Raw genomic sequence first — 22076 nt, 5'->3', positions numbered from 1 at the left:
AGCTTAGATGTCGCCAAATCGAACGGCAAGTCAGCGCGCAGCTGACGCGGTCATATGCCGCACCGCAGCGTTAAAGATCACTATCCAGGATGGAAAAGCCCTCTGCCAGCAACTGTTGTTTCAGTGCCGGCCAGCAGTCTTGCGGCAGCTGCAGACGCATGCTGACCCTGTCGCTATACTCTGCTTCCTCGCAGCGGCCCTGCTGCTGGTTGGTGAGGAAGCGCAGGCGGGACTCCTGGGCAAAACTGCCGGCCACACGCACCTGCAACTGCGGCACAAAGGTTTTCAGCTCCGCGGCCTGCAGTGCCGCGCCGACGGCGCCGCGGTAGGCCCGCATCAGCCCGCCCACACCGAGTTTGGTACCACCGAAGTAGCGCGTCACGATGGCGCCGACATTGCCGATTTCCTGTTTCAGTAACAACTCCAGCATCGGCCGTCCGGCACTGCCGCCGGGCTCGCCGTCGTCGTCGGCCTGCATGGTGTCGGGGTTGGCGGGATTGCCGATAATCAGCGCGGTGCAGTGGTGGGAGGCATCCGGGTACTGTGCGCGCATGGATTGCAGTGCACACTGAAAAGCCGCCTTATCCTCGATCGGCCCCAGCCAACAGATAAAGCGACTCTTCTTTTCCTCGGTCTCAGCGACAACCGGCGAGCAGGGAATCTGGTAACTCACCGGCGAACTCATCCCAGGGTTGTTTTTTCAGGCGCTGGTACAGCGGCTTGAGCTTGGTGCGCCAGATGCGCTCATCGACCACACCTACGTGCTTGCAGCGGATGGTGCCACCACTGTCCACCAGGAAAGTCTCCGGCGCACCGTAGACGCCCAGATCCAGGGCCAGCCGGCCTTCGCTGTCCGCGACGGTAAAGACATAGGGGTTGTGGAATTTCTGTAGCCACTCGCGCGCATCGGCGTTGTCGTCTTTCAGGTCGATGCCGACAATCGGCACCCCCTGCTGCGCCAGTTTGTTCAGGTAGGGGTGCTCAACCCGGCAGGAAATGCACCAGGTGGCCCAGACATTCAGCAACAGCGGCTCCGCCGGCAGATCGCCTTTTTTCAGGAACTCCTCGGTATCCGCCACATTGGGCAGGGTGAATTCCGGTACCGGCTTGTTCAGCAACGCCGACGGCATATCGCGCGGATCCAGCGACAGCCCGCGCCAGAACAACAGCGCCAGCGCGACAAAGATGATCAGCGGCAGAAACAGTTTCAATCGGGCCATGGTTCCCCCTTACCGTCAGGCACTGGCCGGGGCGGCCACGGCGCCCTCGGTGCGCGCCGCCTTCACCTTGCGGTAGCGCTTGTCGGCCACCGCGATCCCGCCGCCGATGGCCATCAGCAACGCGCCCAGCCAGATCCACACCACGAACGCCTTGTACTGCAGGCGCACGGCCCAGTCGCCATTCGGGTTGGATTTGTCCATCGGCTCGCCGAGTGCCACATAGAGATCCCGGAACAGGCCGCCGTCGATGGCCGACTCGGTCATGGCGCCGCCACCGGAGAAATAGCTGCGCTTCTGCGGGTGCAGTTCCGCCACCGGCGCGCCGTCGCGGCTGACCTGCAGCACGCCTTCGAAGGCGCGGTAATTGGGCCCCTGAGCCGGGCGCACACCGTCGAACCGGAAATCGTAACCGGCGATGCTGTAGCTGTCGCCCGCCCCCAGACGCACGTCTTTCTCCTGGCTGTACACGGTGGTCAGGGCCACGCCCAGCAGGCTTACGGCCAGGCCGACATGCGCCAGGTGCATGCCGTAGTAACTGGCGCGCTGGCGCTTCAGGCCCGCCGCCAGCGACGGCGCGTTACGGGTGCGGGCGAGGATATCAGCGAGGCTCGAGGCCACCACCCAGACACCGATAAAGATGCCCAGCACGGCGCCCCAGTGGAAACCGCCGATCGCAAACGGCATCGCCAGGCCGGCCACCAGCGCAATCGCCAGCGGCAGGCGCCAGGCGCTGAACAGCTTGTCCCAGCGGTTGTCTTTCCAGTTGGCATGGATGCCGAAGCCGAGCAACAGGCACAGTGCCGCCATCAGCGGCACGAAGAACATGTTGAAGAACGGCGGGCCGACACTGATCTTGCCCCAGTGCAGCGCGTCGGCCAGCAGCGGGTACAGGGTACCGGTCAGTACCACCGCCATCATCAACACCAGCAGGACATTGTTGCCCAGCAGGAAGGTCTCCCGCGCGCGGAAGGAAAACGCACCGCCGGCACTGACCGCCGGCGCGCGCAGCGCGAACAACAGCAGCGACAGGCCAATGACCACGGCGAGGAAGATCAGGATAAAACCACCACGCAGCGGGTCGGTGGCGAAGGCGTGCACCGAGGTCAGCACACCGGAGCGCACCAGGAAGGTCCCCAGCAGGCTCAGGCTGAAGGCAAAAATCGCCAGCAGGATGGTCCAGCTCTTGAACAGGCCGCGCTTCTCGGTAACCGCCAGCGAGTGCAGCAGTGCCGTGCCCACCAGCCACGGCATAAACGAGGCGTTCTCCACCGGATCCCAGAACCACCAGCCGCCCCAGCCCAGCTCGTAGTAGGCCCACCAGCTGCCCAGGGCAATGCCCAGGCTCAGGAAGGACCAGGCCACGGCGGTCCAGGGCCGCGCCCAGCGCGCCCAGGCGGCATCCATCTGGCCGCCGAGCAATGCCGCGATGGCGAAGGCGAAGGCCACCGAAAAACCCACGTAGCCCATATACAGAATCGGCGGGTGCATGATCATGCCCGGATCCTGCAGCAGCGGGTTCAGGTCAGAGCCCTCCATGGGCGGGAACGGCAGGCTGCGCTCGAACGGGTTGGAGGTGATCAGGATAAACAGGAAGAAACCCACCAGCACCATACCCAGTACCGACAGCACCCGCGCCACCAGCTCCGCCGGCAGCTGGCGGCTGAAGGCCGCCACCGCTGCGGTCCAGCCGGATAGCATCAGCAGCCACAACAGGATAGAACCCTCGTGGCCGCCCCATACAGCAGTGATTTTGTAGTGCAGCGGCAGGATACTGTTGGAGTTCTCGGCCACATAATTGACGGTGAAATCGCTCTGCACGAAAGCGATGGTCAGGCAGGCAAAGGCGATCGCGGTGAATACCAGCACCCCCAGTGCCAGCGGCCGCCCGGCGGCCATCCACAGCGGCCGCGCGGTGTAGCTGCCGGCCATCGGCACCGCCGCCAGTGCGAGCGACAGCAGCAGACCGATGATCAGTGCGAAGTGTCCGAATTCCGGGGTCATGATTTCGCTCCGCCCGCGCAGCTGGCCGGGATTTTCATCGAGTCCGCCACTTCCGGGGGCGTATAGTTTTCATCGTGCTTGGCCAGTACCTGGTCGGCACGCAGGGTGCCGTCCTGCATCAGCCGGCCGGTCACCACTGCCGCCGAGCCCTCGGCAAACAGATCCGGCAGAATCTTGTCGAACATGACACTTACATTGGCCTCGCCGTCGGTGATGGCGAAGCGCACATCCAGACCGTCGTGCTCCCGCACCACACTGCCGGGCACCACGCAGCCGCCGGCGCGGATGCGGCGGTCGTGGGGCACCTCACCCGCAGCAAAAGCGCTGGGCGCGTAAAAGTAGTTCATGTTGTTACGCATGGCGTAGGTCACGAAACCCACCGCGACGCTGGACAGCGCCACCAGAACCACTACCAGTATCAGGCGCTGTTTGCGGGCTGGATGCATTGTTTTCCCTTAGCTCCGGTTATCTCATCGTGTCATTGCCGGTGGGGCTTCCCCCACCCGTATCACTGGGCGGGCTCTGCGACCTCGGCACGGCGCTGTTGCACCTGTGCGCGGCGCTGGTAAATCCGTTCCCGTTGCGCCAGTTCGCGGCGCAGCTGGCGGCGGCGCAGCAGCGGCTGCAGTGCCAGCACCGCGAGCGCGACAAAGGACACCCCGTAGGCGATCCATACATAGATGCCGTGGCCGCCCATGGCGAGGAAGTCGCTGAAACTGGCAAACTGAAATTGCATCACTGTTCTCCGTCTATCCGGCGTCGCCGAGTGGCTCGCCGCGCAACGCCTGCTGGGCCCACTGGGTGCGCCCTTCCCGCTGCAGCAGCAGGTTGCGGGTGTGGACGAGCAGGGTCCAGGCGTAAAAACAGTAGAAGCCGACAATCATCACCAGCAACGGCTGCAGCATGCTCGAGTCGATGGTGCTGGCCTTGGTCAGCTTGATGGTGGCGGGCTGGTGCAGAGTAAACCACCAGTCCACCGACTTGTAGATGATCGGAATATTTACCGTGCCCACCAGCGCCAGCAGTGCGCAGGCCTTGTCCGCCACCTGCTCGCGGGCGAAGGCACGGGACAGCGCAATCACGCCGATATAGAGGAACAACAGAATCAGCATCGAGGTAATGCGCGCATCCCAGACCCAGTAGGTGCCCCAGGTCGGCTTGCCCCACAGGGCACCGGTAAACAGCGCGATAAACGTCAGTACCGCGCCGATCGGCGCCGCCGCGCGCATGACCACGAAGGAGAGTTTCATCTTCCAGATCAGGCCAATGGCGCCGCTGAACGCCATGATGTAGTAGCCGGCCAGGGCCAGGAACGCGGCCGGCACGTGGATATAGATGATGCGGTAGCTGTTACCCTGCTTGGCGTCCTGCGGCGCAAAACCCAGCCCCCAGACACTGCCCACCAGCAACAGCAGCAGGCTGGCGAACGCCAGCCACGGCAGCCAGGCGCTGGTCTTCTGGTAGAACCAGCGCGGCGAACCCAAGCGGTGAAACCATTGCCAGGCCAAGGAATATCCTCCGTCAAGAATCCAGGCTGATGCGAATCGCACCTGCCGCTGCCAGGGGCGCCAATGCGGCGGCGGCAGCCAACAGTGCGGCGAGTACCGCCAGCGGCACGCTGTAGGCGTAGCCATCGAGTGCCGCTTGCACCGCTCCGGTACCGAAGATTAACACGGGCACGTAGAGGGGCATAACGATCAGCGACAGCAGCAATCCGGCGCGGCGCAGTGACACGGTCAACGCCGCGCCCACCGCCCCGATCAGGCTCAGGCAGGCGGTACCGATCAGCAGTGACAGCAGCAGACACAGGTAACCGCTTGCCGGCAGATTCAGCATCAGCGCCAAAAGTGGCGACAGCAGCGCCAGCGGCAGGCCGGTGACCAGCCAGTGCACCGCCACCTTGGCGAGTACCGCGAAGTACAGCGGCTGCGGCGTCAGCGCCAGCTGCTCCAGCGAACCGTCTTCGAAATCGCTGCGGAACAGGCTCTCTTGGGACATCAATGTCGCCAGCAACGCCACCACCCAGATCATGCCCGGCGCCATGCGCGCCAGCAGCGCCGGCTCCGGTCCCACCCCCAGCGGCAGCAGCGCCAGCACCGTGACAAAAAACAGCAGCGGATTGGCGATATCGGCACGCCGCCGCAGTGCCAGCAGCAGCTCTGTGCGCAACAGTGCCGCGAGACCGGGCACCGTGCGGGCGGGCGCGTTCAGATGCTCAGGCGAAGCCATGCGCGCCTCCGAATTCGTCATCGCCCGCGGCGGCAAAGTCCGCCAGGTCGATGCGCTGCAGCTGCGCCAGCGCCACCGGCTGGTGGGAGGTAAACAGGATGCAGCCGCCGCGGCTCAGGTGGCAGGCCATCTGCCCCTGCAAACTGGAAACACCGGCGACATCGAGGGCCGCGAGCGGCTCGTCGAGAATCCACAGTGGCGGCGCAGCGGGCAAATACAGCCGCGCCAGCGCCACGCGCCGGCTCTGTCCGGCGGAGAGGTGCTGGCACAGGGTGTCCTCAAACCCGTAAAGGTCCACCTGCTCCAGCGCCTTGAGCGCCTGCGCCTCGCCGGCGCCATACCACGCCAGGTTTTCCAGCGGCGTCAGACCACCGCGCACGCCGGCGCGGTGGCCGATATACAGCAGGGATTCCCGCAGTGCGGGCAGTGCCGCGGGCAGCGCCTCGCCTTTCCAACTGATCTCACCATCGTAATCGCCGCTGCTCCCCACCAGGGTACGCAGCAGCGTGGTCTTGCCGGCGCCATTGGCGCCCAGCAGCTGCAACGCGCCACCGCCCGTGAGGGTAAAGTCCAGGCCCGCGAACAGGCGCCGGCCCTCGCGCGCGCAGGACAGATTGCGCACGTGTAACTGGACTTTGGACTGGGAGGTCACGCTCATGGGCCGTCTTGGGTTGCACTGATGAAAATGTGACCGGCATTATACCGGCTGTGGCGCTATTTGCATGGCATTCAACCACCCGCGGCGGGCGCCGCCGGGTAGCCGAGCGTGACAGTGTGCTCAATTGGCGCCGGCGGCAGATTGGCCACGCCGGGCGTGTCTGGTATGTTTGCGCCTTTGGCCCCACGCCGGCCCCGCCCGCAAACTTGCCATTGAGCACGGCCAAATCACTTTAGGGCGTTTTACGCATCAAGAGGAAGTACAACTGTGACCACCACCGCCGTCGACACCCGCAGCTGGCTGCAGCCCTCCAGGCTGGAGGACCAGGACACCCTGGTCAGATCGGAACCCTTCAATTTTATGGTGGCGAAAGACATGCTGCCGCGCGATATCATGCCGTCGCTGCTCGACGATTTCCCGCAATTGAAGGGCGCGGGCTACCTGCCCTACGAGCGCGAAGAGTGTGGCGACGCCGTCAATGCGCTGATTGAGCGCCTGGTAGAGCCGGAATTTGCCGACGCCATCGGCAACAACCTGGGCATCGACAGAATTTCCCAGTACCCGACCTACGTTTCTATCTCCCGCACCCTGAAGAAGCGCCACGGCCGCATCCATACAGACGGCAAGTCCAAGATCGCCACCGCGCTGCTCTACCTGAACGGCGACTGGGCGCAGACCAGCGAAGGCTGCCTGCGCTTTCTGAACAAAATCGACGATTTCGAGGACACCGTGGTGCCGGAGATCCAGCCGGTTTACGGCACTCTGGTGGCCTTCAAGCGTGCGGAAAACTCCTTCCACGGCCACCTGCCGTTCGAGGGCGAACGCCGCGTGATCCAGATCGCCTGGCTGGTCAGCGCCGAGGACAAACTGCGCAAATCCAAGCGCGGCCGCCTGGCCCACAAGCTGAAACAGCTGCAGATCTGGCTGGGGGAAAAGTTCGGCGGCAGCAAACCGGCGGCATAGTAACCCTTCAGGTCGCCGGCACCGGTTGCCGGCGACCCGTTTCAGCCCCCCAGTCCAGCACCGCCCGCACACAGCTGCTGCCCGGCTGGTAACGCACTTCCCGGCAGATTGCACGCAGCAGCGGCAGACCGCGCCCGGAATAGGCGTTGGCGGCGCCGGTATCCTCTGGCAGGCCGCTGCCACTATCCTCCACCACCACCTCCAGCGCACCGCGGCCACCGCGGGTACGGCAGCGCAGGTCTATGCGAATCCAGCCTTCGGTCAACGCGCGGCGGCCGCTCTGCAACTGCTGGTAATAATCGGCGAATCCCCGATCGGTCTTTTTCAGCCCGCTATCCAGTCGCAGCAAACCGTGCTCCAGCGCGTTGCGAAACAGCTCGCCGAGCACGATGGTGAGCGGATCCTGGAAGCGGTCGGCACCGGGCACCTGCGCCAGCACACTGTGCAGCAGCGGCAGCGGATCGGCGTGGCGCAGCTCGTTTGGCCCCAGGGTAAAGTTGATCGACCATTCGCCGAGAGCGGCGCCCCTGCCGTTCGATACCGGCTGCGGCGACGGACTGCGGGCCCGGTCGAGAGCGATCTCCACCAGCGACAGGTCGTCTTCCTGATCGCCGCTGAAGCGCTTCACTGCGGCCAGGATGCTCTCGAAGCACTGCCCCGGCGGGGCTTCCACCACGTCCAGCAGTCGTCGCTCGCCAAACAGCTCGCCATCGGCGCTGCGCGCCTCGTGAATGCCGTCGCTCCACAGGTAGAGGTGATCGCCCGCCTCTACCGGGAAATGCACTATCGCCTCCTCCACCGAGGCCGCGGCCAGCACCCCCAACGGCAAGTGGCGGGATTCCAGCAGGCGCAGCTTGCCATTGGCATGGCGCAGACAGGCGCTCGGCATACCCGCATTGAACATCCGCGCCTGCTGTTTGTGCGGATCCAGCTCCAGCATCAGCGCACAGCAGAACATATTGGTGGGCAGTATTCGGTGCAGCTTGGCGTTGAGCTCACGCAGGATGTGGCTCAGGGAAAACCCCTTCGGCACCATCGAATAGAAAATTGAGGTCAGCGGCACCGCACCCACCGCCGCCGGCAACCCGTGGCCGGTAAAATCCCCCAACAGCAGCATCAGCTTGCCGCCCGGCGCATAGGCCGCGGCCAGCACGTCGCCGTTCAGTACCGCGCGCGGCGACAGGTGGTAGCGGATGGCATCGTTCTGATCGAGGCAGCTCTCGTGACCCATGTTGCTGAAGATCTGCCGCGCACTGGCCTGCTCCTGCAGCAGGTCTGCGCGGTGGCGACGGATACGATTGCGCTGTGCCAGCAGGGAGCCGCTGAATTCGCTAAAGCGCTGCAGCCCGGCCAGCTTTAACCGCACCAGAGCCGTGTTGTACGGCTGCAACAGGATGTCGTCACAGCCAGTGTGCAGGCAGGTGACGTCGAGGGTTTCTTGTGCGGATTTTACGAACAGGATTGGCACCGGTTCCACACCGGCGCGGGCACGCAGCCGCTGCAGATCCTCAGATACCGCAGTACCGGCGGTGCACGGCCCGAATATCACCAGTTGCGGGCGCAACTCGGCGTAATTTCCCAGTGCGGTTTCGGCATCCGGCACCAGGCTCGCGGCCACCGGCAGCATCTCCTGCCCCTCCGCACAGCCGTGCAACAGGGAGCGCAGCTCAGCGGCAGCGTCCGCGTCGCTCTCGACGACCAGAACCCGAAAGCTGCCGGTCATCTAGCGAATGGTGAACAGTTTATTGAAGTTGGAAACCTGCAGGATGGTTTCGACATGCGCATTGGCATTGCACAGCTCTACCGTGCACTGACCCGGATCGTCGCCATCGCCGAGGCAGTGATCGCGCAACAGCAGCAACATCCCCAGCGCGGCACTGTCGATATGCAGGGTTTCAGAGAGGTCGATGCGATACTGCTTGGGAGGGGGGAAATAATTCTGGTAGGCGTGCTGAAAATCCCGGTGCAAATTAAAGTCAAAATATCCGGACACGTGGATGGTCAGGGTATCCCCATCCTCAGATAGATCAGCATCGATCCTCGCTTCGGTCTGCTCCGACACCACCATGAAAAATTCCCTTTCTCACTAACCGGAAAACCTGCCTGCCACGGGCAACACATGTGCAGCCTATGCTGCGTAACAAGCAACATAAGCACACTCTGGTACCAATCAGCTAGCACCAATCAGCCACCCGCCCCACAAGCCCGTTATTATTATGATCGAGCCACCGACGGATTTTGCGGATTTACGATTTACCGCCGCGCCTTTAAAAGACGAACAGCAAGAACAATACCTCAACGGATAAAGCACTTATCCCGGCTGTCGGCCATCGGCACTGCAATACCTGGCGCCGAAACGCGGAGAGGCGCCATCGCTGGCGCCTCTCCGGTTAAAAGTCGAAATCGTAATCCATCAACTCACGACGCAGTCGCATTTCCTCCAGTTTATCCTCGACCATCCGGCGGGGATCACTGGGCGGCTGCGACGTGGCTTGCCTGAGTACCTCGTTTGCTATTTGAGGGATTTCATCGTTATCAAAATCGATGCTAATTCCGCTAACGTTGCCGCTCATACGAAACTCCACAATCTCGATCTGCGAGAGCAGAAACACCCTTGTTGTTTTTGTTTTGCAGCCTGAGATTAGCTAGCTCGGCCAACCCCGGTCAAGCAAAATTTTGCTCTCGAATACACCTTTATCGACCCCGCCGCCGGAGTGGCGCGCGGCGGGAAAAAACTTGCTCTGAAACCGGGGCAAGCGGAGCCAAAATAGCGACAGTTCGTGACCAATTGACGACAGGATTTCGGCAGCGAGATGACAGGTAAACTACGGGAAAGTTGGTAACTAATGGCAGCAACTGTTACCCCCGGTGACACCGGGCTGGCGGGAAGCCGCTGCAGAGCCGGCAAATTCACAACATGACAGCGGGGTAAGCAGCCGTTAGAATAGCCGCCTTCGCCGACCCGGGCCCTCCTGCCCGCCGGTCCGGCTCTCAGCGCCCCCGTCGGTTAACAGGATAAACCACGGACCTCCTAAGTCCGGACTGCAGGTTCGAGTCCTGCCGGGGGCGCCAATACCGCTTCTTCTACTCGCGCCACACCCTCAAGCTGGCCGAGTCAGCCGCCGCATTTCCGTACACATAGGGTTTCCAGCATCGGGGCCCCGCCGGCAATCAACGGAAAGGAGCCCCCCCCCGGGATCAGAACATTCCGAAGTACATCAACAGGATGCTGAACAGCGCCACCAGCGCGACCGCACCCCAGAAATTCCGCGCGGTACGCTCCAGCGCCTGGCGGCTGGGCCGCTTCTTTTTGGCTGTGGATCTCATCGTCGACACTCCGCAAAAGAGGGTTACCGGAAGAAATTAGCACGGCCCGGGGCGCCATCGCCACACCTGCCGGGCAACTCAGTTGTCCTTGAAAATTGCCACCTGCGCCGGCGAGCTGCTACTGCGGCTGGCGCGGTACATGCCTGAAGTGTTGAACGTGAGGGCGATGTTGCCCTTGCGGTCCAGCACGATCACACCGCCGGTGCCGCCCACCGGCGTCAGCACACCGTTGATGACCTCGTCGGCAGCCTGGGCCACCGATTCACCACGGTAGCGGACCCGCGCGCAGATATCTGCGGCCACGTTGTAGCGGATAAAGTACTCGCCGTGGCCGGTGGCCGACACCGCGCAGGAATCATTGTCGGCGAAGGTGCCGGCACCGATTACCGGCGAATCGCCGATGCGGCCGTAGCGCTTGGCGGTCATGCCACCGGTGGACGTACCGGCGGCGATATTGCCGTACTTGTCCAGCGCCACGGCGCCGACCGTGCCCACCTTGTACGGCGTCGGCAGTGCCTGCACCGCGGCCTGGTAGTCCTTGTCCTTGCGCTCTTGTTTGAGCTTGTCTTTGGCTTTCTGCAACTGCTCGTAGCGCCGCTTGGTATCGAACAGCTTGTTGTCCACCAGCGGCACACCCTGGGAGCGGGCAAACTCTTCGGCGCCGTCACCGGCCAGCATCACAAACGGCGACTTCTCCATAACCAGGCGCGCCAGGCTGATCGGGCTCTCGATGTGCTGTACACCGGCCACGGCGCCGGCCTGGCGGGTCTTGCCATCCATGATCGACGCGTCCAGCTCGTGGTGGCCGTCAAAGGTGTAGACGGCACCTTTGGCCGCATTGAACAGCGGCGACTGCTCCAGCGTGGTGATCGCCGCCACCACCGCATCCAGGCTGCTGCCCCCTTTTTCGAGCACGGCGTAGCCGCGATCCAGCGCCTCGCGCAATTTTTCGCGATGCGCCCGCTCCTGTGCCGGCGTCATCGCGCTCTTTTCAATCGTGCCGGCACCCCCGTGAATGGCAATGGCGACAGGGCGTTCCGCCGCCTGCAGCGGGACGCAGACAAATGCGGCGGACATCAGTAAACACAGGGCGGTTATTCTCATGGTCGATCCTTATTATTCGTTTGCAGTGCGCTCTTGCTATCGGCTCCGCGGCAGCGGCGAGCCGGCGCCGTGTAGTTCTTCGCCGAACTGGCCCGGCGCTGTCACAAAAGGCTTTTAACTGTCGCCTGCTAATATAAATAATTGCACGTCTGACGCACAGCCCGGGAGTTGAATGGATGCAATTTCTGCTGATGGCGGCGATTTTTTCGCTGCCCGTCGCAGCTCTGGCGGAAAGTGCTGCAACGGCCACGCCTGCGCCGGCAGACGCTTCCACTTCGCCATCCGCCGACAGCGCCGGTGCGCTACTCGAACGGGGCCGCGCCGCGTTTCGCGACGGCGATCACTACACCGCATTGCGCTACCTGGTCCGCGCCCGCGCCCTGGCGCCGGACAATGTGCATATACGCCGCGCCATCGCTGATGTGATCATGGAACTGAATGCGCCCTACGGCGCCGCCGCTGCGCTGGAAGGCGATATCGACATCGGTATCCGCAGCCGCCAGGCGGCGCTGAAAGTACGCTGGGGCGAGCACGTCGAAACCAGCGACCCACGCCATCGATTCGATGCTACCGATACCGCCATCGCCGACCTCCAATCACTCCTCGACGAAGCCGAAAATGCCACCCCCCGGGATCGCGGCCTGATTACGCGCCTGCGTCGCGACCTGACCCTGGCGCTGCGCGACCGCGAGCGCTGGCAGGACGCCCTGGCGCAGGCGGAAATACTGCAGGCCGCCGGCGATACCCTGCCGCCCTATGTGCGCGAGGCGCAGGCCGACGCCATGCTCGCCCTGCGCCATCCCGCCCGCGCACTGGCGGCCTACGACGAAGTGCTGGCGGCGGATCCGCACGACCGCAATGCCCGCGTGGGAAAATTTTATGCCGAAATTGAACTGGAGGATTTCGAGGCCGCCTTCGCCACCGCTGATACCCTGGCCGCCGAAGCCAGCGCCTGGCGCCGGGGCGGTGTCGACGGCCGGGAAATGCAGAACAGCGAGTGGCTGGACAACCAGGTGCTGGCGGCTCAGGCGCGCCGTTACGGAGATATGCCGGCAGAGGCGTGGCGGCGCATAGCGCCCATCGCCGACGCCGCGCCCGCGGCCGCCTGGCTGCGCGCGGAAAAAGGGGAAGCTGCCGCCGCGCGCGACTGGCCGCGCCTCGGCCACGAAGAGCTGCTGATCGCCCGCAGCCTGGCGCCGGACGATGTGGGAATCCGCCTCGACACCGCCGACTCGCTGATGCGACGACGCTATTGGCGCGCGGCGGAAGCGGAAGTGCAAACCCTGGCCACCCTGGTGCCCGGCAACACGCACCTGTGGCGACTGCAGCGGGATATCGACACCTATCACCAGGCGGAACTGCGCCTGCAGGTACAACCTAAATTGGCCCACGGCGGCGGACCCGACGCCGATGGTGACGAGCAGAATGCCGTTGCGCGTCTCTATTCCCCGCCGCTCGGCGAACGCTGGAGAATATTTGGCGAGGCGGCCCACAACACCTCCAGGCCCACCAATAAAACCCTCACCCGCAATCGCGCCGGCGGTGGTGTCGAGGGGCGCTGGCCCGACGTCACGCTGGAAGCCGCAGCCTGGTCCAACAGCGGCGAGCTCGACCAGGGGGGCGGCGGCGTGAACCTGAACTGGCAGCCGGACGACCACTGGAGTTTCGAGTGGAACGCCCAGCGCTACACGCTGGACACCCCGCTGCGCGCACTGGAAGCCGGCGTGCGCGCGGACTCTGCCGCCTTTTCCACCCTCTACGCCTGGCACGAGTCCCGCGCCCTGTCCGCGGCAGTGACGGCGATAAATTTTACCGACGGCAACCGCCGCCGGCAGCTGCTGCTGGAATTCGGGACCAAGGTGTACGACTCACCCAAACTGGATATTTTCCTGCGCCCGGAACTCTACGCCTCCCGCAACAGCCTGCTGGATGCGCCCTACTTCAATCCGCGCCGCGATGCCTCACTGACCGTCGGGGTGGATATACAGCACCGCATCTGGCGCCGCTATGAATGCAGCCTGTCGCAACGGCTGCAACTGAACGCCGGCCGCTACTGGCAGCGCGACCACGGTAGCGGCACCATCGGCTCGGCGACCTATTCGCAAATCTGGCGAGTGGATCCGCGCAGCGAAGTGAACTACGGCATCGAGGCTGCACGCCGCCTCTACGATGGCAACTACGAGTACTCCTGGAGCGTGTTTCTGGGCTTCGACCAGAGGTTTTGACCATGCCGAATCGCCGCGCCCGCCTGCTGATTTACACGCTCCTGCTGCTGATACTGCCTGCGGTGGTTACTGCCGGCCCGGCCGGCGCACCGCAACAGTTTGTCACCGTCTCCCTGCACGATATCGCCGACGATCCCGCCCAGCTCGACGACGCCGGCGTCAGTAGCGACCGCCTGGTAACCTTTTTCGAATGGCTCGCCGGCAACGGCTGGAATCCGGTAAGCCTGGACGACATCGAGCGCGCCCGGCGCGGCGAGAAGCCGCTGCCGGAAAAAGCCATCCTCATCACCGTCGACGACGGTTACCGCAGCCTCTATACACGCATCTACCCGCTGGCGCTGGTGTACCGTATACCGCTGCTGGCGGCCGTGGTCGGCAGCTGGCTGGATGCGCCCGCCGGCAGCCAGGTACCCTACGGCGGGCGAACTCTGCCCCGCGCGCACTTCATCACCTGGGCGCAGGCGCGCGAAATGCAGGACTCCGGCCTGGTGGAGTTCGCCTCCCACAGTTACAACCTGCACCGCGAGGTGTTGGGCAACCCGCAGGGCAATAGGCTGCCGGCGGCGGTAACACGACGATATACGCCCGGGCGCGGCTACGAGCGCGAGGCCGACTACCGCGCACGCCTGCGCGCAGACCTGCGCCGCTCGCGCCAGCAACTGCAACGGCATCTGGGCAAGGCCCCGCGCGCCATCGTCTGGCCCTTCGGCCGCTACAACCAGATCACCCGCGAGGTAGCGGCCGAACTGGGCTACCGCTACGACGTCACGCTGGATCCGGAACCCTCGCACCTGCCAACCCCCGACGCTCCCACGCCCTACTCGATCAGCCGCTACCTGCCCACCGACAATCCGAAACTGGGCGTGTGGGTGCAGGCGATGCAATTTCATGATCCCTGGCCCAACGCCCGCCGCCTGGTGCCGGTGGATCCCGCCGACTTCGACAGCGCCAGCGCCGCAGAGACCAATCGCCGCCTTGGCCAGGCACTCGAAGCACTGCTGGCCATGGGCGCTACCCACGTGGTGATCGACGCCGCCTTGCCCGATGTTGACGGTGGCCTGGCCGCGACCTGGTTCCCCACCAGCCAGCTGCCAATGCGCCGCGACCTGCTGTCGCGTCTGGCAGCACAGATGCGCGCGCGCGCCGGTGTACAGATCATTCTGCGCCTGCCGCATCGGCGCGCGTTGCAGACACTCGGCAGCGAGCAGCGGGTATTGGCGCTGTTTCGCGACCTGGCACGACGCGTGCCCTTTGAAGGACTGCTACTGGAAGATGTGCCGGCGCTCGACGCGCGGGCGGCGAGCGCATCGCAACTCCCCTGGCAGGTGCGGGAAATCCGCCAGCATCGGGATGTATCCCGATGGCCGCCGGCCGACGCTCTGGCAATCAAGGCTTTCCGCATTGCGGAACAGGCACGCCCGGACTTGCAGCTGTTCTGGTTGAGCACCGCCGACCACAGCCTGCTGCGGGCGTCGCCGCTGGCCGACTTGACCCTCGTGCCAGCGGCACTGACTGCGCCGCTGCCCTTCCCCGCCGGCGTCGCGCGTTATCCCACCAACAGCGGCCGCCTTTCACGGCGTGTCGGGATTATCTGGTGGTCGCCGGCCCCGCCGGATGCGCGGGCACTGAAAGCCGCCGCGCGGACCTTCCAGCGGCGCGGTGGCACCGCCTACGGCTGGTATCCCCAGGACCTGTTGCGGGACAGACCAGCGGCCAAGCAGATCGCGCCGGCGGTATCCTCCCGCACCTTTCCCGCACGGGGCGCGCTCAAGCAGTAAACCGGAAATTCGCTCCGCAGACCGGCGACCACTCAGTGCAAGGCACCGATCCGCTCGACTTCGCGCCGCACCTCATCGAGGATCATCTGCCGCGCTCTTTCTTCATCGACGTCCGGGATGTCCCACTCCATCGCGCGGAGATATTTATCGATCAGCTTCCCGACATCCCGGTCCAGCGCCTTTCGATGCTTTTCCATTTCAATTTCTTCCATTGAAGGCATACCGCACCTCACTGCAACACGGTTGCTCATTTTGCCCGCCCCCCGATACGACAGCCGGAACACCCGAGATCTTCCGGCCACATCAATCGAGAGACTCTACAGCGGGCGATAGATGAAGCCGGTGATACGGCCTCATCCGTTTTCCGCTACATTTTGTTTTTCATCTTTTCCATTTCCGACTTGCTGTCGGATTCGACTTTGTGCCAGCCGTCTTTCAGCTTCATCCAGAAAGAGGCTTTCGGCTCTTTCTGGCAGGCTTCAACCAGCCACGGCGTCACTTTCTCCGTGCCCTCGATATCCAGCTGGCCATCCTCGGGCGCCCCGCCTTTGGCATAGGCACTGGCCCAATACACGGCCTTAGGCTTGTACTCATCATCGAGCCCAATAAAGTCTTCACAGGTCCACTTACCCAGAGGTTTCTTGGGAGCCGCCTCGGCACTGGTCACCGCCAAACCGGCAACAACCAGAGGAAGCAAATAGTGTGTCGCTTTCATCGTACTGTTTCCTCGACTTCCGGGGCACTGCCCCGCCAATCCAAAACAGCGCCCACACCCCACGCGGTATTGACCGACCGGGTTCGATCTGGATGGGCGGGTACGAGCCCAGGGTAACTCCCGGTATCGAGTGTCACCCCTATCACCGCGCGACCCGATCACCAACCAGAATGGACGCATTTTTCAACGTGAAGGTTAGGTAATGGAAACGGGTTTCCCAAGTGATTTGTCCCGCCGCAAATCCGCGCGACCACTGGTTCCCCACGCCGGGGCAGCCGGGCAATCACCGTGGCAATGACACCGCTGTTTACCGGGTGCGACACGCATTACCTGATCAGAGAAGTCACAGTGAAGGCACACCTGCTACTGTGCATTTAATGGCTAGGCATTCGCCCTCTTTACGGGCGCTGCGCATGCTCGGCAGAAGCATCACCAATGCCATGGGCACTCTTCCCGCCTCTGGAGATCGGTCAACATTGACTATCAACGAGCTACAGTACCTGCTGGGCATGGCCGGAACCGTCGCCTTTGCGGCAACAGCTGTCGCTGCCGTTGCGCCCCAGGGCATCGATTTCTTCAGCGCAACAGTGATGGGAGTGATTACCGCAATCGGCGGCGGAACCTTCGCGACGTGATTCTGGGCGTACCCGCTTTCTGGGCCTCGGACCTCAATTACATCTGGATCGCGATTGTCGCAAGCATGCTGGCGTTTATCGCCAATAAGTTGATGACGCGCGGGCAGACTTACCGCAGCATGCTTTACCTGGATGCCCTGGGCGTCTCCATGTTTGCGATCCAGGCCACACACAAGGTCATGGAGATGAACTTCGCCATGCCGATGGGCCCAATCCTACTCGGCGTCGTCACCGCCATCGGTGGCGGCCTGCTACGCGATGTGCTTTCCGGCAACCCTACCCTCCTGATGCGCAAAGAACTCTATGCGATACCGGTTACCATTGGATGTATCGCCTATTCCTTCCTTATGGCATTCCTGCCAGGCGAGCCCTCTGTCTTAAGCGGTCTGTCCTGCATGTTGCTTATATTCTTCCTGCGTGCCGCTGCAATTTACTGGGACCTGCGCGTACCCGACTGGCTGTTGACCAAACAGACAGAAACATAAAAAACTGCCCCGCCCCGCCAACGGGGATCAGGCCATTGATATTCTCCTGGATACACTGGATGAACGGCAGAGGAAAGTTCCCGCTTCGAGCACCGCCTCTCGATTGAACACCATTCGATAAGTCATCCAAACCGGGCGCGCGGCCCCACCGCCCTGGACGGGATTGCCAGCACCAATGACTACTATATTCATTAGCGCAGCCCACGCCACCGGTCCCACGCTAATGGTCGAGATATCGCTGCTGGTGTGAAGGCAAGTTTGCCGGCACCACCGCTCTCGAAGGAAACCCGTTCGCGGTGAGCAGAAAGAGATCGAGAACTTCAGAGCCTCGGGCACAGCCATTCTGATTCGCATCCAAGAATTATCCGCGTAGGTGTTGAGGAAAACATGACTGACTACACCGGCATCGACAACGAAGTAACAGCAATCGCCGACGAAATATGGGATCTGGCCAGACATGTCTGGGAGTTCGCCGAGATCGGTTTTACGGAAACGCACAGCTCGGCGTATGCCGCCGCGTTACTGGAAAAATACGGATTCAAGATCAGTGATCGGGGTATCGGTGGACTCGACACATCGTGGATCGCCACCTGGGGCAAAGGAAAGCCGACCATCGGTATTCTGGTCGAATACGATGCCCTGCCCGGGCTCGGCAACGACACCCAGCCTACCAGGACGCCAGCCCCCAGTGGCAATACCAACGGTCACGGTTGCGGCCACAACCTGATTTGTTCCACCTCCATCGGCGCCGCCATCGCGCTCAAAACACACCTTGAGAAAAACAAGATCCACGGCACCCTGAAAGTCTTCGGCTGTCCGGCGGAGGAAAAGATGACCGGCAAGAATTACATGGCCCAGGCGGGCGCGTTCAAGGGACTCGACGCCTGCCTGCACAATCATCCGGGTCCGTTAAATACCGTATGGAACTTCCATTCCACCGCCATGGTGGACTTGATTGTGGAATGGAACGGCACCACCGCTCACGCCGGAGTCTCCCCCTGGCTCGGACGCAGTGCGGTACACGCAGCGGAGGTTTTCCTCGTGGCCGCCAATATGATGCGCGAGCAGATGCTGCCGACGGCCAGGCTGCATTACCAGATTCTCGACGGTGGCGTAGCGGTCAACGTGATTCCCGATTACGCCAGGGTACTGGTCCGATACCGGGGCCCCAGCGCGGAAAATGTCACGCAGTACAAGAACTGGCTGATAGACATGGCCAAGGGCGCCGCGCTTTCCACTCAGACCAAAGAGACGGTCACCCTCATCACCGGCACACTGGATGTCGTCGGCAACGATCCGCTCGCTAAAAACATGTATGGCCATATGGAGCGATATTTCCCCATTGACTGGACCGACGACGAGCAGGCCTTTGCAAAGGCGATCCAAAAGGAAATGGGGCTGGAGGAAAAGGGCATGGCCGACGCCATGGCCGGCATGCCCACGTCGAAGGTGGAAGTCGGCGGCTCATCCGATGTGGGCGATGTCAGCTGGAGCGTGCCGACCATGGGCGCGGTTTACGCCGCCTGGCCGCAGGGTATTTCCCCGCACCAGTGGGGATGCACGGCCTGTCACGGCATGAGTATCGGCCACAGAGCCACGGTACAGGCCGCCCAGTCGATGGCCGCTTCCGGTCTTGACCTGTTCACCCAACCCGAGTTGATCGAAGCGGCACAGGAAGACTTCAAGAAGCAGACGAAGGGCCAGCCCTACAAAAGCCTCAACGAGCTGCCCAAACCTCCAGGCGGGGAAATGCTGCCGGATGAAAGGGATCGCTACGAATGCTGTATTCACGGTGCACTGGAGCACTTTGGCATCACCGACGCTAAAACATGAGCATCAAAACGCCACTGCATCCGTAAAGAGCAAAGGGCTCAGCCCCCACAGCAGTCAATGATGTTCCCCTCATCGCCAATCATGTACAGAGCGCTTGCACGGGAATCACCGGCGAGTGCCTGGCCTTGATCAACGCAGCGCGGTATGCGCAGCGCCGGGACGCGTCCCACTGCCAGAAGGGATTCCTCGAGGACATGGTTTCCGCCAGGCGTGTACGCGGACGCATCCAGACGGGCATGGATGCCAATATTACGAACTTCGATCCAGAGACGGTGAAAGACAATTGCGGCTAACCTGTAGGCAAGGGAACGCTGCCTCCAACCGGCATTCCCTACATCATCGTCAACGGCATTATTGCCGTCCAAGACTCCGAGGTATTGAAAGCCGTGTCTCTGGGGCAGCCAATTCGTAACGCGGCTGTGAAGCGGTGAATAAACCAGACAGTTGAAAAAAAGACTTATCAATGTCAAAGCTCAATGAAATCGACACATGCAGCAATGGCAAGCTGATGGAGGCCAACGGTTTCCTGATCCCGGTTATCTCCGGATCGAGCCGCGAAATGGGCCCCAGTTGAGCGGCGTGATTCTCCGGTACAAATCAACAGTGAACTTCATGAAATTACGCAACAGCCCGGCCTCACCTGCCTTCGCCCAGATCCCGACCGCGCGCTGTTACCGACAGTACCGGACACCTTTGCGCCTTATCCTGGTGCTATTCCTGACGGCATTTCCATTCGGTCTCACACAGGCGCAAAGCCAGCCACGCTATGAGACCTTTGGCGGCGGCCCTCCGGACCACTGGCTGGTTGGCGCCGAGGTCTATCTCTGGGGTGCCAGTGTCGGCGGCGACACCGCGACCGGTGACAAGATCGATATCAGTTTTGATGAACTCGTGAAAGACCTGAAGTTCGGCTTTATGGGTACGCTGGCCGCGACGCGGGGCAAGTGGACAGCCTACTCGAACCTCATCTATCTGGATGTGTCCGACAATATCCGCCAGACCATCGACCTGGGCCCAGAGGCGTTCCGCGTGAGAGCCGACATTGACCTCAAGGGCTTTGTTACTACCCTCGGCGGAGCCTACCGCGTCTACCAGTCAGAGACATCCAGGTTCAACGTCACCCTCGGAGCGCGCTATCTATGGCTGGACCTGGACATCGATACCAACATCGACGAACTCGCCGACTTCAGAATTTCCGACTCCGGTGATGTATGGGACGGGGTTGTCGGCCTCCGGGGAAAAACGGATCTTACTGACCGCTGGTACCTGACCTACTACGCCGACGTGGGTACCGGGGAAAGCGATTATACCTGGCAGGCCCTGGCGGCCATCAGCTACCGGTGCAACCGATTCGACTATGTGGGTGGCTACCGCTACCTGGACTGGGAATTTGACGACTCCCCGCTACTTTCCGATCTGAATTTGAGCGGAGTCTTTGCCGGCATAAAGTTTTCGTTCTAAAGGCAGTGCTGCTGAAGGGGCGGAGCGAAGAATACAAAACAGTCCGGCATTTACCTGAATCGGTATCGGAGTGTATTTCCGCGAGGGATGGACTCAAAACACGCTGGAGCGCGTTTTGCCCCTGCGGGCTCGGCGTAAGCGCCTCGGTCCCAACTCGCTGGCGCGAGCTGGTCGAACCCGGCGAGGGTTCTCACCCTGCCCGCAACGCGATTAAACAAAAAAGCCCGGCATTTGCCTGAATCGGAATCGGAGTGAGATTCCGGGAGGGATGGACTCAAAACACGCTGAAGCGTGTTTTGCCCCTACGGGCTCGGCGCAGGCGCCTCGGTCCCAACTCGCTGGCGCGAGTTGGTCGAACCCGGCGAGGGTTCTCACCCTGCCCGCAACGCGGTTAAACAAAAAAGCCCGGCATTTGCCGGGCTTTTTTGTTTAATGGCGGTGAGGGAGGGATTCGAACCCTCGATGCCTTGCGACATACACACTTTCCAGGCGTGCTCCTTCGACCACTCGGACACCTCACCGAAACTGATTGTCGCGTTTTGGCGGTCTGTGGGCCGCTCTGCACGCCTGCGTCCAATTTTCCCGCCGCACTGCGGTTATGGGGAAAATTGTCTTGCTAATCAGGAACATAGCTCCCGTCCAGCGAGCGCGCACTTTACATAAACAGCGGCGCCAGTGCAACCCCTATTGTGCATCCCAGGGGGCAAAGAAATCCTCTACCGGCAGGTTCGGGGCCTGGCGCACGGCTTTCTGGCGGGTGCCGCAGTACAGGAAGCCGTCGATACGTTCGTTGTCGGCCAGCCCCAGGCCCTCGGCCACTACCGGGTTGTAGGCCAGCGGTCCGGTGCGCCAGTAGGCGCCGATGTCCTGGGCGAAGGCGGCGGTCAGCATGGCCTGCACGGCGCCGGCGGTGGACAGGTGCTGCTCCAGCTCCGGCACCTTGGGGTGCTTCTGCAGCCGGGTGATGGCGACGACGATCAGCGGTGCGCGCAGCGGCATGGCGAGGGTGCGCTGGCGCTGGGCCTCGGCAAGGGGCTCGCTGGCCTCGTGCTCGGCGGCGCGCAGAAACAGCTCGCCCAGGCGCTCGCGGGCCTCGCCTTCGACCACCAGAAAGCGCCACGGGCGCAGGCAGCCGTGATCGGCGGCGCGCAGCGCAGCGCGGAAGATGTTCTGGCGCTGTTCGACGCTGGGGGCCGGGTCGGTCAGCAGGCCACAGGATACTCGGGTGTGCAGGGCGGTCAGCGCGTCCATTGGGTTCTCCGGTCAGAATCGTGAGCGCGGATTCTAACGCAGGGCCCGCGGCAGCGCATATCGACCGATCATCCACTTGTCTGCCGACGGGCGCACAAGGGTTTCGCATTATTTGCTCTGGCGGAGTACACTTCCTTTCCTCGACCAGCGTTTGATCGAGAGAACAGATAAGACGGGGCCAATCCCGCCGG

At 62.7% G+C, this 22076-nt stretch carries 23 protein-coding genes and 2 tRNA genes; 8 read left to right on the top strand and 17 right to left on the bottom strand.

What is annotated here, in order from left to right:
* Positions 1–70 precede the first annotated feature (70 nt).
* The 8 genes from ABDK11_RS07210 to ccmA all read right to left on the bottom strand — a co-directional run bounded on the left by ABDK11_RS07210 (position 71) and on the right by ccmA (position 6108).
* Positions 71–673 (bottom strand): YigZ family protein, encoded by a 603-nt coding sequence (locus ABDK11_RS07210; protein ID WP_346839619.1) that lies wholly within the window; start codon positions 671–673, stop codon positions 71–73.
* Complete coding sequence (locus ABDK11_RS07205) at positions 636–1220, bottom strand: DsbE family thiol:disulfide interchange protein (RefSeq protein WP_346839618.1); 585 nt, start codon at positions 1218–1220, stop codon at positions 636–638. The genes ABDK11_RS07210 and ABDK11_RS07205 overlap by 38 nt, the downstream gene beginning before the upstream one ends.
* 15 nt (positions 1221–1235) lie before the next feature.
* Complete coding sequence (locus tag ABDK11_RS07200) at positions 1236–3221, bottom strand: heme lyase CcmF/NrfE family subunit (protein WP_346839617.1); 1986 nt, start codon at positions 3219–3221, stop codon at positions 1236–1238.
* Entirely contained in the window at positions 3218–3667 is a 450-nt protein-coding gene (gene ccmE / locus ABDK11_RS07195) for a cytochrome c maturation protein CcmE (RefSeq protein WP_346839616.1), read from the bottom strand. Before ccmE ends, ABDK11_RS07200 begins: the two co-directional genes overlap by 4 nt.
* A gap of 62 nt (positions 3668–3729) precedes the next feature.
* Positions 3730–3957, bottom strand: coding sequence for a heme exporter protein CcmD (gene ccmD, locus ABDK11_RS07190; RefSeq protein WP_346839615.1), 228 nt, complete (start codon positions 3955–3957; stop codon positions 3730–3732).
* A 13-nt stretch (positions 3958–3970) separates the two neighbouring features.
* On the bottom strand, positions 3971–4729 hold the full coding sequence (locus ABDK11_RS07185; protein ID WP_346839614.1) for a heme ABC transporter permease: 759 nt from the start codon (positions 4727–4729) through the stop codon (positions 3971–3973).
* Between the two features lie 13 nt (positions 4730–4742).
* On the bottom strand, positions 4743–5450 hold the full coding sequence (gene ccmB / locus ABDK11_RS07180) for a heme exporter protein CcmB (protein ID WP_346839613.1): 708 nt from the start codon (positions 5448–5450) through the stop codon (positions 4743–4745).
* On the bottom strand, positions 5437–6108 hold the full coding sequence (ccmA, locus tag ABDK11_RS07175) for a cytochrome c biogenesis heme-transporting ATPase CcmA (RefSeq protein WP_346839612.1): 672 nt from the start codon (positions 6106–6108) through the stop codon (positions 5437–5439). The genes ccmB and ccmA overlap by 14 nt, the downstream gene beginning before the upstream one ends.
* A 267-nt stretch (positions 6109–6375) precedes the next feature.
* Here ccmA and ABDK11_RS07170 point away from each other — a divergent pair, with 267 nt between their 5' ends.
* Complete coding sequence (locus ABDK11_RS07170; protein WP_346839611.1) at positions 6376–7071, top strand: 2OG-Fe(II) oxygenase; 696 nt, start codon at positions 6376–6378, stop codon at positions 7069–7071.
* A gap of 7 nt (positions 7072–7078) precedes the next feature.
* On the opposite strand, the gene ABDK11_RS07165 is transcribed toward ABDK11_RS07170, so the two are convergent.
* From ABDK11_RS07165 to ABDK11_RS07155, 3 genes are all read right to left on the bottom strand, one after another.
* Positions 7079–8794 (bottom strand): fused response regulator/phosphatase, encoded by a 1716-nt coding sequence (locus ABDK11_RS07165; protein ID WP_346839610.1) that lies wholly within the window; start codon positions 8792–8794, stop codon positions 7079–7081.
* The gene (locus ABDK11_RS07160) at positions 8795–9139 is read right to left on the bottom strand and encodes an STAS domain-containing protein (protein ID WP_346839609.1); all 345 of its coding nucleotides are present in this window, start codon (positions 9137–9139) and stop codon (positions 8795–8797) included. It abuts the gene before it with no gap.
* A gap of 322 nt (positions 9140–9461) precedes the next feature.
* A complete protein-coding gene (locus ABDK11_RS07155; protein ID WP_346839608.1) occupies positions 9462–9644 on the bottom strand; it encodes a hypothetical protein in 183 nt (60 codons plus the stop codon).
* Between the two features lie 423 nt (positions 9645–10067).
* On the opposite strand from ABDK11_RS07155, the gene ABDK11_RS07150 reads away from it, so the two are divergent.
* Positions 10068–10143, top strand: a tRNA-Arg gene (locus ABDK11_RS07150).
* A 126-nt stretch (positions 10144–10269) separates the two neighbouring features.
* Here ABDK11_RS07150 and ABDK11_RS07145 read toward each other — a convergent pair.
* Positions 10270–10398 (bottom strand): hypothetical protein, encoded by a 129-nt coding sequence (locus tag ABDK11_RS07145; protein WP_346839607.1) that lies wholly within the window; start codon positions 10396–10398, stop codon positions 10270–10272.
* 78 nt (positions 10399–10476) lie between these two features.
* Positions 10477–11502, bottom strand: coding sequence for an isoaspartyl peptidase/L-asparaginase (locus tag ABDK11_RS07140; RefSeq protein WP_346839606.1), 1026 nt, complete (start codon positions 11500–11502; stop codon positions 10477–10479).
* Positions 11503–11678: 176 nt separating this feature from the next.
* Between ABDK11_RS07140 and pgaA the strand changes: the two genes are divergently transcribed.
* Together pgaA and pgaB are read left to right on the top strand one after the other, a co-directional pair.
* Positions 11679–13727: a poly-beta-1,6 N-acetyl-D-glucosamine export porin PgaA gene (gene pgaA, locus ABDK11_RS07135; RefSeq protein WP_346839605.1), complete on the top strand. Its 2049-nt coding sequence runs from the start codon at positions 11679–11681 to the stop codon at positions 13725–13727.
* A gap of 2 nt (positions 13728–13729) precedes the next feature.
* Positions 13730–15505, top strand: a complete 1776-nt coding sequence (pgaB, locus tag ABDK11_RS07130; protein ID WP_346839604.1) for a poly-beta-1,6-N-acetyl-D-glucosamine N-deacetylase PgaB — start codon at positions 13730–13732, stop codon at positions 15503–15505.
* Positions 15506–15537: 32 nt separating this feature from the next.
* Here pgaB and ABDK11_RS07125 read toward each other — a convergent pair whose 3' ends face one another.
* Positions 15538–15717 (bottom strand): hypothetical protein, encoded by a 180-nt coding sequence (locus ABDK11_RS07125; protein ID WP_346839603.1) that lies wholly within the window; start codon positions 15715–15717, stop codon positions 15538–15540.
* Between the two features lie 155 nt (positions 15718–15872).
* Complete coding sequence (hdeA, locus tag ABDK11_RS07120) at positions 15873–16220, bottom strand: acid-activated periplasmic chaperone HdeA (RefSeq protein ID WP_346839602.1); 348 nt, start codon at positions 16218–16220, stop codon at positions 15873–15875.
* Positions 16221–16633: 413 nt separating this feature from the next.
* On the opposite strand from hdeA, the gene ABDK11_RS07115 reads away from it, so the two are divergent.
* The 4 genes from ABDK11_RS07115 to ABDK11_RS07100 all read left to right on the top strand — a co-directional run bounded on the left by ABDK11_RS07115 (position 16634) and on the right by ABDK11_RS07100 (position 20634).
* The gene (locus ABDK11_RS07115; RefSeq protein WP_346839601.1) at positions 16634–16855 is read left to right on the top strand and encodes a TRIC cation channel family protein; all 222 of its coding nucleotides are present in this window, start codon (positions 16634–16636) and stop codon (positions 16853–16855) included.
* Positions 16852–17340 carry a TRIC cation channel family protein gene (locus tag ABDK11_RS07110; protein WP_346839600.1) on the top strand — a complete coding sequence of 163 codons (489 nt, stop codon included), beginning with the start codon at positions 16852–16854 and terminating at the stop codon, positions 17338–17340. The genes ABDK11_RS07115 and ABDK11_RS07110 overlap by 4 nt, the downstream gene beginning before the upstream one ends.
* A gap of 387 nt (positions 17341–17727) precedes the next feature.
* On the top strand, positions 17728–19173 hold the full coding sequence (locus ABDK11_RS07105; RefSeq protein ID WP_346839599.1) for an amidohydrolase: 1446 nt from the start codon (positions 17728–17730) through the stop codon (positions 19171–19173).
* 612 nt (positions 19174–19785) lie between these two features.
* The gene (locus ABDK11_RS07100) at positions 19786–20634 is read left to right on the top strand and encodes a hypothetical protein (protein ID WP_346839598.1); all 849 of its coding nucleotides are present in this window, start codon (positions 19786–19788) and stop codon (positions 20632–20634) included.
* Positions 20635–21067: 433 nt separating this feature from the next.
* On the opposite strand, the gene ABDK11_RS07095 is transcribed toward ABDK11_RS07100, so the two are convergent.
* Positions 21068–21155: transfer RNA gene (locus tag ABDK11_RS07095), tRNA-Ser, on the bottom strand.
* A gap of 163 nt (positions 21156–21318) precedes the next feature.
* On the bottom strand, positions 21319–21885 hold the full coding sequence (locus ABDK11_RS07090) for a nitroreductase family protein (protein ID WP_346839597.1): 567 nt from the start codon (positions 21883–21885) through the stop codon (positions 21319–21321).
* Between the last annotated feature and the right edge of the window lie 191 nt (positions 21886–22076).

Origin of the sequence: Microbulbifer sp. SAOS-129_SWC, from assembly GCF_039696035.1 — a bacterium.
Classification (GTDB): domain Bacteria; phylum Pseudomonadota; class Gammaproteobacteria; order Pseudomonadales; family Cellvibrionaceae; genus Microbulbifer.
Note: the sequence above shows the minus strand (reverse complement) of the source record. Positions and strands in the feature narration are given on the sequence as shown.

Excerpts from the sequence above, each read along its gene's own strand:
- ABDK11_RS07165 (WP_346839610.1), bottom strand. The coding sequence starts at position 8,794 with ATGACCGGCAGCTTTCGGGTTCTGGTCGTCGAGAGCGACGCGGACGCT.
- ABDK11_RS07140 (WP_346839606.1), bottom strand. The coding sequence starts at position 11,502 with ATGAGAATAACCGCCCTGTGTTTACTGATGTCCGCCGCATTTGTCTGC.
- ccmE (WP_346839616.1), bottom strand. The coding sequence starts at position 3,667 with ATGCATCCAGCCCGCAAACAGCGCCTGATACTGGTAGTGGTTCTGGTG.
- ABDK11_RS07090 (WP_346839597.1), bottom strand. The coding sequence starts at position 21,885 with ATGGACGCGCTGACCGCCCTGCACACCCGAGTATCCTGTGGCCTGCTG.
- ABDK11_RS07160 (WP_346839609.1), bottom strand. The coding sequence starts at position 9,139 with ATGGTGGTGTCGGAGCAGACCGAAGCGAGGATCGATGCTGATCTATCT.
- ABDK11_RS07115 (WP_346839601.1), top strand. The coding sequence starts at position 16,634 with ATGCTCGGCAGAAGCATCACCAATGCCATGGGCACTCTTCCCGCCTCT.
- pgaA (WP_346839605.1), top strand. The coding sequence starts at position 11,679 with ATGCAATTTCTGCTGATGGCGGCGATTTTTTCGCTGCCCGTCGCAGCT.
- ABDK11_RS07205 (WP_346839618.1), bottom strand. The coding sequence starts at position 1,220 with ATGGCCCGATTGAAACTGTTTCTGCCGCTGATCATCTTTGTCGCGCTG.
- ABDK11_RS07100 (WP_346839598.1), top strand. The coding sequence starts at position 19,786 with ATGAAATTACGCAACAGCCCGGCCTCACCTGCCTTCGCCCAGATCCCG.
- pgaB (WP_346839604.1), top strand. The coding sequence starts at position 13,730 with ATGCCGAATCGCCGCGCCCGCCTGCTGATTTACACGCTCCTGCTGCTG.
- ABDK11_RS07155 (WP_346839608.1), bottom strand. The coding sequence starts at position 9,644 with ATGAGCGGCAACGTTAGCGGAATTAGCATCGATTTTGATAACGATGAA.
- ABDK11_RS07125 (WP_346839603.1), bottom strand. The coding sequence starts at position 15,717 with ATGGAAGAAATTGAAATGGAAAAGCATCGAAAGGCGCTGGACCGGGAT.
- ABDK11_RS07200 (WP_346839617.1), bottom strand. The coding sequence starts at position 3,221 with ATGACCCCGGAATTCGGACACTTCGCACTGATCATCGGTCTGCTGCTG.
- hdeA (WP_346839602.1), bottom strand. The coding sequence starts at position 16,220 with ATGAAAGCGACACACTATTTGCTTCCTCTGGTTGTTGCCGGTTTGGCG.
- ccmB (WP_346839613.1), bottom strand. The coding sequence starts at position 5,450 with ATGGCTTCGCCTGAGCATCTGAACGCGCCCGCCCGCACGGTGCCCGGT.
- ABDK11_RS07145 (WP_346839607.1), bottom strand. The coding sequence starts at position 10,398 with ATGAGATCCACAGCCAAAAAGAAGCGGCCCAGCCGCCAGGCGCTGGAG.
- ccmA (WP_346839612.1), bottom strand. The coding sequence starts at position 6,108 with ATGAGCGTGACCTCCCAGTCCAAAGTCCAGTTACACGTGCGCAATCTG.
- ccmD (WP_346839615.1), bottom strand. The coding sequence starts at position 3,957 with ATGCAATTTCAGTTTGCCAGTTTCAGCGACTTCCTCGCCATGGGCGGC.
- ABDK11_RS07105 (WP_346839599.1), top strand. The coding sequence starts at position 17,728 with ATGACTGACTACACCGGCATCGACAACGAAGTAACAGCAATCGCCGAC.